Source organism: Blastomonas sp. UPD001 (genome assembly GCF_003426715.1).
GTDB lineage: Bacteria > Pseudomonadota > Alphaproteobacteria > Sphingomonadales > Sphingomonadaceae > Blastomonas.
This window is the reverse complement of the sequence record NZ_QKVT01000001.1, coordinates 1801919-1813523: the sequence shown is the minus strand read 5'-3', so window position 1 is coordinate 1813523 and position 11605 is coordinate 1801919. Positions and strand designations below refer to the sequence as shown.

Here is an 11605-nt window from a genome sequence, read left to right as displayed (position 1 = left end):
GGCGAAGGCGGGTGGTTCGCGCAAGCTGCCGGTAATGTAAATGCACAATGCCCGCGCGATAAAAACAACTATTTGAATTGCTCTAGCTTCCTGCAGAGCGATGACGGCAGTGTCAGCGCGACGAAGGAAAAATGTTCCGCCTTCCACTTTCTGATGCTCGATGACGTGGGCACGAAGGGTGAAGAAAAAAAGCTGGCCGGCGTCGAGCCAACTTATAAGCTTGAGACAAGCGCGGGCAATTTTCAATGGGGTTTTCGGTTGAATCCTCCGGTGACAGATATTGATGAAGTCGAGGCGTTGCAAAATGCGGTCGTCGCCGCAGGGCTAAGTGATCCTGGGTCAAAGGGCGTTGGGCGCTGGGTCCGGATGCCAAACGCAATCAACGGCAAAAGTAAGCACAAGGACAAAACCGGCCGCCCGTTCGAGTGCAAACTGGTAACGTGGAATCCCGGTGTGACCTACACCTCCAAGAGTTTGGCGACGGCTTTGTCGATTGAACTCGCTGCTCCGGCCGTCTCGCGGGTTGCGAGTGGGCGGACGCCCGCGAAGCGCCGCACCGGTGGGTTGGCGGGGAACGCCGTTTTTACACCGGCACCGTCCGAATACCCTGTGGTCACGGCTCTGAAGGCCAGGGGGCTGTACAAAAAGATGATCCGCGACGGTCTGCACGAGATCACTTGCCCGTGGCGCGAGGAGCACACCGACGCTCTCGACACGGGCGCGGCATACTTCGACCCCACCGCCGAGCACCCCTATGGTGGATTCAATTGTCAGCACTCGCACGGCGATCAACTATCCATTCGCAATCTGCTGGAGCAGATGGACATCAAGTCCGACGACGCCACCGGTAAACCACGCATTCGGACCATGCCCGGCCATATCAACGGGATTGTCGAAGCCGCCGAGTTCCTGCTGGCTCAAACTGGGCAGTACTTCCAGTCAGGCGGCATGATTGTTCGTATCCATCGTGATCCGTTGAGCGGTGAGCTATCGACCAGCCCGGTCAATGAGCAACAGCTGACGGCCGAACTGGCCGACGCGGCGATCTGGGAGCGACCGGAAGGCAAAGGCCAGTGGTTGCGTTGCGACCCTGGACCCAAGTATGTCCAGACGCTGCTGCGTTGCCAGGCGTACAAGCATCTGCCGGTGTTGAACGGGCTCGCTCGTCAGCCATATTTCCGGGAATCGGACGGCGTACTTGTGGTGGACTCCGGCTATGACAGTGTGAGCGGTATCTTGGCCTATTTCGATGCGTCCGATTATCAGCTCGGGGAGCCGACACACGAAGACGCTGTGGCAGCGTTGGAAGCACTGAACGTCCTCATCGGCGAATTCCATTTCGCCACTGAAGCCGACCGCTCAGCCACACTGTCCGCAATCTTCACGGCGACCGTAAGGCCGGGTTTGCCCTACGCACCGGCATTCAGCATCACCGCGTCAATGCCGGGCAGCGGCAAAAGCTTTTTGGCCAGGACCATCGCTCTGTTCGCGTCGCCAGCGCAGCCGACCACGAGCGGCTATCCGGCAACGGCGGAGGAGGCGTCAAAGGCGATCTTGGCCGCGTTGATGACCGGCCCTCCGGCGATCGTGTTCGACGACATGCAAACGGATTGGAAGCCACACGCGGTCATAAACCGCATGTTGACCTCCGACAAAATCACCGATCGCATTCTGGGCGCATCGCGCACGGCGACGGTCAGCACACGCGTCTTGCTGCTGGGTACTGGCAACAACATCGAAGCGGTCGGTGATATGACGCGGCGGGTGATCACCGCACGACTACAGCCAAAAACGTCAACGCCCTTCGAGCTCACCTACGACCGCGATCCTGTGAAGCTGTTGCAGGCGAACAGGGCCAAGTTCGTGTCGTGCGTGCTCACCATAATCCGGGCGTGGCAGGTCGCGGGGCGACCGATGACCGACGTGCCGCCCATCGCAAGCTTCGAAGGGCCGTGGAGCGAATACTGTCGGCAGCCACTCCTCTGGCTCGGGCTACCCGATCCGGCCGCTAGCCTGATGGCACAGGTCAAAGCCGATCCGTACATCGAGCCGTTGCGCCATCTCTTGAAGGCTTGGCACGGCCGCTTCGGTGACGGATCCGTTACGGTGCGCAATGTGATCGAAGACTCTGATCAATCGCCTCTGCTCGCTGAGGCACTTGACGATCTTCCGGTAACGGCAGGCGGGATGATAGATCGCAACCGGTTTGGACACTTCCTGAAAAAGAACGTCGGGCGGATTGTCGATGGCTTGGAACTGCAGCACGGCGACCTGACCGAACGCAAGTCGTGGCGCGTCGTGCAGGTGACCGTCGAAGGGGGGAAAGGGGGGTAAACCTCTTCCGCCCCCTCTACCCCCTTTGCCTGACACCCGCGCGTGACCAACCCGCCCAAGAACGCGCCCTGACCCGGCTCGCGCCCGGACGCCACCGGCCCTCGACATCTCCCATGCCCGCTCGGGCAATTTCACCAACGCCACAGCGCCAACACGCCGCGTCCGGTGGTGCACCCCTAGTGCGCCCCGGCCGGTGGCTGGCGAGCTAACCAAAACCAACGATAGAAGGGAATTTCAAAATGCCTATGGTTACGCTCAATGCCACTACAGTTCTCACCGCCGTGTGTCCGCCCGGCAAAGCGAAGATCGATCTCTATGATCAAAGCCTTCCTGGCTATCTGCTGGAAGTGCGACGTAGCGGCCAAAAGACGTTCGCGTTGCGCTTCCGCGATGATCACAATCGCCAGCGGCAAATCAAGATCGGGAACGCGGCCGACATCTCACCGTCGGCAGCACGCAAGATCGCCCAGCGCCTAAAATCGCAGGCGATCACCGGTCGCAACCCCGCGCAGGAGCGCAAGGACAAGCGTAACATTCCCACGGTGGCCGAGCTCTCGGTCCGCTATCTCGAATACGCCAGAACTTACAAGCGATCGCACGACATCGATGATCGGTATCTGCGGCTCCACCTATTGCCGAAGTTCGGCCGCCTGCATCTGGATCAACTCGATCAGACGCAAATCATGGACTGGTTGGCGTCGAAGGTCGCTGAAGGTTATGCCCAGGCGACGGTCAACCGCTGGCAGGTCATCCTGTCGCATATGATGCGGATGGCAAAGAAATGGGGGATACCGGGCTCGGAGCGCAACCCGCTTGAAGGCGTCAAGCAGAAGGAGTGCAACAATCAGATTGAACGGTACATCACTCCGGCCGAAACTGCCCGCCTGAAGGCCGCCGTGGAGGCAAGCCCCAACACCCAGCTCAAATATATCGTCGCGCTGCTGCTCCTAACAGGGTGCCGTAAGCGGGAATTGCTGGACGCCCGATGGGAGCACTTCGATATCGGACGCAGGGTATGGCGCATCCCAATGAGCAAGACCGGCAAGGCACGGCATGTGCCGCTGTCCGATCAGGCTTTGGCTGTGCTGGAGCAGGTGCCACGGTTCAAAGGGTGCGATTGGCTGCTGCCCAATCCGGCCACGTTGAAGCCGTTCACCTCGTTCTACAACTCTTGGGATACCGCCCGGAGAGCGGCTGGATTGCCGGACTTTCGGGTGCACGATTGCCGCCACCAAGTTGCCAGCGAGCTCGTGAATGCGGGGCAATCGCTTTACGTGGTGGGCAAGATTCTCGGTCATGCTCAGGCCAAGACGACAGAGCGGTACGCCCATCTCAGCCAGGGCACCCTGCTCAATGCGGTCAATCTGGCCGCCGACGCATCGGGCACTGTTTGGGCCGAAGACGCTTAGATAAAACTCGTTACCGGTCGGCGCGTCTGCGTCGGCCGGTCCATTTTTAATCTTGCATTTTTTTTTCGGGTTTTGCTCAGTTCATTCTTGCATCCGATGACGGAACCTTGACCTCCGCTCAAACGGTAAATACTGAGTGCAATACCGCTCGCTCTGCAATTCCTATACTCGCCAGAGAGGTCGACATGATTCAGCCTAAAGTCTGCTGGGTGTCCTCATTTGTAGCTTTGGCAATCGTCTGGTCGGCTGAAAGCGCGACAGCACAAGCCAAAGATCAATATCATTTCAAATTCATGCCGCAAGATGGGCAGGAGCTGACTTGGAAAAGGGGTGTCGCAGCGGTCGATAGCGAGGGAGCAGAAGCCATCGTCCGCGTGATTGACTCGATGGACTCGCTGCCGGACGATCAGACAACTTTTCGCATCACCGTTCTGAACATAGGTGAGGAGCCAGTTGAGGTGAGCTCGGAGAACATCTGGGTAGAGGACGCGTCGGGTACTCGGGTTTCGATGCTCGATTATGAAGAACTCGCAGGACGGCATCGGCGAGACATAAAGCGTCGTCAGGCCTTGGCACTTTTCGGCGGCGCAATGGCAGCGGGTTCGGCGAACGGATATACCACCGGCAGTTTCAACTACAACGGAACGACCGCAAGCGGCGGGCATTTTAGTGGGTTCGGCACCTACACCGCCTATGACCCTAACCTTGCAGCGCAGCAGAGCCAGCAAGCTGCAGCGCAAAATCAGGCAACCTTGAATGCCATTCAGATTCGGCAGTTGGGGGGAATAGAGGCGTTGAACGGGATGCTGCGTCAGACCACACTTAAGCCTGGCGAGATGACCAGCGGCATAGTGGCGTTCGATGTTCCGAGGAATCTTCGAAAAAGTGTAGAAAAGGAACCAGTGTCGATTGTGGCGAAGATTGGCAGCGCGGAACATAGGTTCCAAGCCAAACTGATTGAGCTTCCTTAGTCCAACATCCAGCTGCGTTATTGCCGGACAGGGTCAACCGGACTCGGTTGTATCCGCCCTGATGGGCAGGTGACAGGCGGAATCGGGAGTCCCACTGGGCTGAAAGTTCGTTGGCTTGGAAATGGCCAGATTAGAGCCTTCCGACGGTCTGGGTGGTTGATGGGTGGTGCATTTTGCTGGCAAGAAACCCGGTGTAAGTGCATGCAATATAACAGAAACCTCTTCACCTAAGCTAAATCTGTTCATGCTGGTCTCGGCGCTGATGGGGCTCGATGTGATGAAGGCGGCCTATGCGCACGCGATCGCGAACGAATATCGCTTCTATTCCTATGGCGATTCCTCACTGCTGCTGCCCTGAGCGCGCCGTTGGTTGATCTAGTGCGTCACTAACATAGATCAGGATTTTCGGTTTTCCCGATCAACTCGTCCCGGATTAATCTCCTGTGAACGGCGAATGCGCCGTCCCAAGCAGGAGATCCCATCCATGAGTCGCACCTCCGTTTCCGTGATCGCCATGCTGGCCGTCGCGCTGTCTGCGCCGTCCGCCATGGCCCAGACCGTCACCCAGCCGCAGGTCAATCCCGCCGCCGCCAATTCGAACCAGGACTGGTGGCCCGAGCGGCTCGACCTGTCGCCGCTGCGCCAGCATGCGCGCGAATCCAACCCGATGGGCGACGATTTCGATTATGCGAAGGAATTCCAGACGCTCGATATCGCGGCGGTCAAGGCGGACATCAAGGCGCTGATGACCACGTCGCAGGACTGGTGGCCGGCGGATTACGGCCATTACGGTCCGTTCTTCATCCGCATGGCCTGGCACAGCGCGGGCACCTATCGCACCGCCGATGGTCGCGGCGGGGCAGGTGGCGGCCAGCAGCGGTTCGAGCCCCTCAACAGCTGGCCCGACAATGCCAATCTCGATCGCGCGCGCCGGCTGCTCTGGCCGATCAAGGCGAAATACGGTCGCAAGATCAGCTGGGCCGACCTGATGGTGCTCACCGGCAATGTCGCGCTCGAATCGATGGGCTTCAAGACCTTCGGCTTCGCCGGTGGCCGCACCGACGACTGGGAGGCCGACAAGGTCTATTGGGGGCGCGAGAAGAAGTTCCTCGCCGCCGATCGCTATCATGGCGATCGCAAGCTCGAAAAGCCGCTGGCTGCGGTGCAGATGGGCCTGATCTACGTCAATCCCGAAGGCCCTAACGGCAATCCCGATCCGCTGGCCGCCGCCAAGGACATTCGCGAGACCTTCGGCCGCATGGCGATGAACGACGAGGAAACCGTCGCGCTGATCGCGGGTGGTCACACTTTCGGCAAGGCGCATGGCGCGCACAAGGCGGAAGAGTGCATCGGTGCCGATCCGGCAGGCTCGCCGACCGAGCAGCAGGGCATCGGCTGGGTCAACAAGTGCGGCACCGGCAAGGGCGTCGATGCGGTGACCAGCGGGCTGGAAGGCGCGTGGTCGGTCAACCCGATCGCCTGGACCACCCAGTATCTCGACAATCTGTTCGGCTTCGACTGGGTGCAGACGCGCAGCCCGGGCGGCGCGATCCAGTGGATCCCCAGCGACAAGAGTGCCGCGAACCTGGTCCCCGACGCGCATGACAAGACCAAGCGTCACGCGCCGATCATGTTCACCACCGATCTCGCGCTGAAGATGGACCCCGAATATCGCAAGGTCTCCGAACGTTTCCACAAAGACCCCGATGCGTTTGCCGATGCCTTTGCCCGCGCCTGGTTCAAGCTGACTCACCGCGACATGGGCCCGCGCTGGCGCTATCTGGGGGCCGAGGCGCCCAAGGTCGACCTGATCTGGCAGGACCCGGTTCCGGCGGTCGATCACCCGCTGGTCGATGCGCAGGATGTCGCATCGCTCAAGGCGCAGATCCTGGGCTCGGGTCTGACCACGCAGGAACTGGTGCGCACCGCCTGGGCGGCGGCGGCGAGCTATCGCGACACCGACATGCGCGGCGGCACCAATGGCGGACGCCTGCGGCTCGCTCCGCAAAAGGACTGGGCGGTCAACAATCCGGCGGAAATCACCAAGGTTGTCGCCAGGCTGGAAGCGATCCAGGCGAGCTTCAACAAGGCGCAGAAGGGCGGCAAGAAGATCTCGCTGGCCGACACCATCGTGCTTGCCGGTGCGGCCGGGATCGAGGAAGCCGCGCGCAAGTCCGGGCACAGCCTGACCGTGCCGTTCAAGCCGGGCCGCGGCGATGCCAGCCAGGCGCAGACCGATGTCGCCGCGTTCGAACCGCTTGAGCCGACCGCGGACGGCTTCCGCAACTATTATGGTGCGGGCAGCGTGATGTCGCCGGTCGACATGCTGGTCGATCGTGCGAACATGCTGAGCCTGACGGTGCCCGAAATGACCGTGCTGGTCGGCGGCCTGCGTGCGCTCGACGCCAATACCGGCGGGGCCAAGCATGGCGTGTTCACCAGCACGCCGGGTCAGCTCAACAACGCGTTCTTCGTCAACCTGCTCGACATGGGCAACAAGTGGACCAAGTCGCCGAGCGAAGCGGGTCTGTATGAAGGGCGCGATATCAAGTCCGGCCAGCTCAAGTGGACCGCCACGCCGGTGGACCTGATCTTCGGTTCGAACTCCGAGCTGCGCGCGGTGGCCGAAGTCTATGCGGCGAGCGACGGCGGGCAGAAGTTCGCGCAGGATTTCGTCGCGGCCTGGACCAAGGTGATGAACCTCGGCCTGCAATAAGCTTCATCCCCAAACTTGAAGGCGGCGGCGCAGGGTTTGCCAGCGCCGCCGTTTCCGTGTCCGGGTCAGAAGATCCCGAGGAATTTCTTGTCGTTCTTGCCGCCGCTGGTCGATGCCTTGCCATTGCCGACATCGTCGCGCGGCTTGCCCTTGGTGGTGCGCTGGCCGGCGGCCGTGGCGCCTTGCAGGACCGGTCCGCAGGCGGCGGATTTGGCGTCCCCCACATCGACGAACGCGAGCAGGGCGGCAGGCGGCGCCGCGAGCACGGCCAGCCCCAGTCCCGCCCCGGCACGGCCCAACAGCTCCGGGCTGATGACGTTCAGCCTCGGCTGCGAGAAATAGGGCCGAAACCAGACTGAATTTCTTGCCGTCCGCACGAAAGCCCAGGTCCATCTGCTCGGTGCCGAAGCTGAACCCGCCGCGTCCCGCGATGACGTTCTTGCGCGTGTCGATCAGGATCGGATCGGCTGCCGCCGCGCCGCGCCGCACGGTAAAGGCGACGAGGCCGCAATTGATCTGCACCGGTTCCTTGAGCTTGTTTTCGAACATCTTCTGGATGAACGTTCCGAAATCGAGCTCCGACAGCTGAACGTTGCGGGTGGTGAAGGTGCCTCGCGGGATGACGAAAGCGATGCGCCCCGAGGAGCTCGCCAGCGAATCGTGCAACGCATCGCCGGTGCCGGTCAGCTGGATGCGTCCCTTGACGGTGCCGTTGGTGCCCGCTTCGGCCACGCCGAAGCCCTTGAGCAGCTGCGCCATCGGCGTGGGTGCCAGGCGAATGTCATAACGGGTGACCGCCGGGCGGCGACGCCAGTCGATCGCGATGTCCGAGATCAGCTTGCCGCGTGCCATGGTGAGCTCGAGCGGCGAGAGCTCGAGCAGGCCATCATCGAGATCGACGGTGACCGACAGGTCGCTGAGCGGAATGCTGTCCGACCGCAGCCGGGCGGCGGTGTAGCGCACATCGGCATCGAACGCACGGAGCCCCTCGGCGCGCAGACTGGCATCGGGCAGCAGGCGCGCCGGCGCGGCGCCGGTGGCGGCGGCGGCCGCCTGGACGCCGCGTGCGGCAACAAGGTCGGGATTATAGCCGATGAAGGGCGAGACATCGATGATGTCGAGCGTCCGGGTCGCGAGCGTCGCGTCGACATGCACACGCGGTCCGCTCATGTCGACCGCGAACCGGCCCGTAATGTCGCTGGCGCCGAATCTGCCCTTAAGTGCATCGAACCGGTACAGCCGGTCCTGCTTCACCAGCGTTGCCGTCAGCGTATAGGCGCGCGTTCGGGGGATCACGACCCCGATGATGCCGAGCAGTTCGGCCGCGTTGCGCCCGCGCGCGCGGGTCGCCAGCGGCACGCCCTCGATATCCGCCAGGCTGGGCAGGGTGCCCGAAATGTCGATGATGTTATTCGCGGCGCGTGCCTGCAGCTCCAGCTTGTTCCGGCCGCGCCGCACCGTCGCATCGGGCGTCAGCAACGCGCCGGTCAGCGTGAACGGGGTCTCGCGCAGCCGACCCTTGCCGGTGAAGCGCACCGCCTCGCCGATCTTCGCGCCGCTGGACCTGATCGAAGCGAAATCCAGATCGGCCAGGAGCTGAAGCACCGGGTCCCGGTATCGAACGCTCGTGTCGCGCAGGGTCGCACGGTCGATCGTCGGCAATTCCAGCGGTTCGGCATCGCCCTTGCTGTCGAAGGTCCAGGTGTTAGCGGTGCGCCGGGCATTCCATTCCAGATCGACCGCACCGTCGGTCAGATCGAGCCAGTACAGCCGCCAGTTGCCGAACAGCAGCGCCAGCGGCGCAATGCGGGTCTCGATCCGCTTAGCCGTGAACAGATAGGGCCTTGTCGCCCATTGCGGGTTCGACACGGTCAGCCCTTCGGCCAGGAACTTGATCTTGAAAGGGGCGAAATAGAGCTGGAAATCCCCTTTCACCGCGACCTCGCGCTCGGTCAGCGACGATGCGATGCTTTCCACCGGGTGCTTCAGGAAACGGCCCTTGGTGATGAACAGGATCAGCCAGATGGCGAGCAGCGCGCCGAGCACACCGATACCGATCCTGACCGCGATACGGAGCCAGCGGCGACGGCGTTCGGTGCGCGGGGCGTTTTCACTCGCGGGTTCATCGGGGGGCAGCGGGCTGGTCGGCGCATCGTGCGAAATCGAATTCATGGTTGCGCCTAGCACTCTGGCCGCCAGCGCCAGGCCTGTTTTCCACGACGGAAACGGGCGCGGCTGCTGGCGCCGGAAGGGGATCCTGCAAGGAAAACCCGCCAGAAGGCAGGCGGTTGCACCGTCCTCCGGCGCCGGGCGCTATTTCTCCTTCATCACCCACACGCCGTCCCAGTCGCCCTCGGGCGGCGTCGCCTGCAGGATGCGGCACCGCTCGACATAGGTGCGCGACAGGCCGTCGCCGGGGTTGAGCGACAGGCATTTCTCGAAGCGGGTGATCGCCTCGTCCCAGCGCGCGGCGCGATAGGCGATGATACCGTCCTCGAAATGACCGAGCACGTCGCGCATCGCCGGAAAGGTCTGCGCGTCGTGATAGTCGAGCAGTTCGTACACGCGCACCGGCGCGGTCTTGCCCTTGACCACGACCAGATCGATGTCGCGCATCCGATACGTGCCGTTGAAGCGCGAAACGGTGTTCTCGCTCGCCAGGATGCGCGCGGAATAGGCCTTGCAAGCGCTTTCGAGGCGGCTTGCGAGGTTCACGCCATCGCCGATCACGGTATAGTCCATCCGCTTGGGGCTGCCGATATTGCCCGACACGATGTGGTCGGTATGGATGCCGACGCCCATGTCGACCGTCTTCAGGCCCCGGTCGCGGCGCTGGGCATTCCATTCCCACAACGTGCGGATCATGTTTATCGCGGCGCGCGCGGCGCGATCGGGATCGTCATCGTGACGAACGGGCAGGCCGAAGCACGCCATGATCGCATCGCCGATGAATTTGTCGAGCATCCCGCCCTGCGCGGTGATGCAATCGACCATCAAGCTGAAATATTCGTTGAGGAACGAGACGGTGCCCTGCGCGCCATATTCCTCGGTGATGGTCGTGAAGCCGCGCACGTCGGTGAACATGATGGTCGCCTCGGCGCTGACCCCGCCGAGCAGGTCGAGCGTGTCATTGTCCATCATCTGCGCAGCGATGACCGGGTCCATATAGCGCGACATGGTCGATTTCATGCGCTTCTCGCTGCTGATGTCCTCGACCATCAGCATCGAACCGAGCTTGCTGTCGTCGCTCTCGGAGACGAGCGGCATGATCGTGAGGTTGACCGATTTGACGACACCGGACAGCGCCACCTCGGCATCGGGGAAGATGTCGCTGCTGCGTTCCTCCTTCACCCGCTCGATCCGGTCGAGAATCCAGCTGCCCTGTTCATCGAGCAGGTCGGCAAGCAACCGTCCCTGGACCTCGGCCGCCTTGCACGACCAGATGCGCTCGATCGCCTGGTTGCAGGTGATGATCTTGCCCAGCGGGTCGAGCGTCAGCACGCCGTTCGACATGCTCTGCAGCACCGATTCGTTGTACAGCTTCATCCGCTGGACATCGTCGAACAGCTTGGAATTCTCGAGCGCGATGGCGATCTGCCCGGTAAAGGTCTTGAGCTGCTGCTCGTCCTTGTCGGTGAATGCGCCGGTCTTCTTGTTGAGCACCTGGGTGACGCCGATGACCTCGCCCTGCTTGTTGACGATCGGCACGCACAGGATGCAGCGGGTGAAGAAGCCGGTCTGGCGGTCGAAGCTGGGGTTGAAGCGCAGGTCCGCATAGGCGTGCGGGATGTTGAGGCTCTGACCCGTCGTGAACACCGTGCCCGCGATGCCGACATTGGACGGAAAGCGGATCTCGTTGACCTTGCCGCCCGCGGAGAACAGCGAGAACAGCGTATCGGTCGCCTTGTCGTGGATGAAGATCGTCGCGCGCTCGGCCTCGAACATGCGCACCGTTTCGGCCACCACGCGCTGGAGCAGCCGGGTGAGATCGACCTCGGAGCTGATCTCGGAGATCATCGACAGGAAGGCGAGCTCCTTGGCGCGCACCTGCTCGATCTCCTCGATCGATTGCAGGCTCTGCAGGAAGACCGTGGCCTGGCTGGTCATTTCCTCGAGCAGCGCGACATCGTCAGCGGTGAAATTGCCGTCATGCTTGTTGATGTTCTGCATCACGC

Annotated in this window: 6 protein-coding genes and 1 pseudogene; 5 read left to right on the top strand and 2 right to left on the bottom strand. The window is 62.0% G+C overall.

The genetic code is table 11. The annotated features are described in order from the left end of the window. The 5 genes from DM995_RS09200 to katG form a co-directional block, all read left to right on the top strand. A partial coding sequence (locus DM995_RS09200) for a DNA-primase RepB domain-containing protein (RefSeq protein ID WP_198669306.1) occupies positions 1–2334 on the top strand: 2334 nt, incomplete at its 5' end. 245 nt (positions 2335–2579) lie between these two features. Further along, positions 2580–3743, top strand: a complete 1164-nt coding sequence (locus tag DM995_RS09195; protein WP_232824245.1) for a tyrosine-type recombinase/integrase — start codon at positions 2580–2582, stop codon at positions 3741–3743. A gap of 185 nt (positions 3744–3928) precedes the next feature. Further along, positions 3929–4714, top strand: coding sequence for a hypothetical protein (locus DM995_RS09190; protein ID WP_157973146.1), 786 nt, complete (start codon positions 3929–3931; stop codon positions 4712–4714). A 163-nt stretch (positions 4715–4877) separates the two neighbouring features. Then, entirely contained in the window at positions 4878–5072 is a 195-nt protein-coding gene (locus DM995_RS09185) for an S-adenosylmethionine:tRNA ribosyltransferase-isomerase (protein ID WP_286164940.1), read from the top strand. Positions 5073–5198: 126 nt separating this feature from the next. Continuing rightward, positions 5199–7430 carry a catalase/peroxidase HPI gene (gene katG / locus DM995_RS09180; RefSeq protein WP_116969228.1) on the top strand — a complete coding sequence of 744 codons (2232 nt, stop codon included), beginning with the start codon at positions 5199–5201 and terminating at the stop codon, positions 7428–7430. A gap of 65 nt (positions 7431–7495) precedes the next feature. Here katG and DM995_RS09175 read toward each other — a convergent pair. Beyond that, positions 7496–9602: pseudogene (locus tag DM995_RS09175) on the bottom strand (AsmA family protein). Between the two features lie 141 nt (positions 9603–9743). Beyond that, positions 9744–11605 (bottom strand): adenylate/guanylate cyclase domain-containing protein (locus tag DM995_RS09170; protein ID WP_157973145.1); only part of this gene is annotated, 1862 nt, incomplete at its 5' end.

Coding starts and splice junctions, on each gene's coding strand:
- DM995_RS09195 (WP_232824245.1), top strand. CDS start 2,580: ATGGTTACGCTCAATGCCACTACAGTTCTCACCGCCGTGTGTCCGCCC.
- DM995_RS09190 (WP_157973146.1), top strand. CDS start 3,929: ATGATTCAGCCTAAAGTCTGCTGGGTGTCCTCATTTGTAGCTTTGGCA.
- katG (WP_116969228.1), top strand. CDS start 5,199: ATGAGTCGCACCTCCGTTTCCGTGATCGCCATGCTGGCCGTCGCGCTG.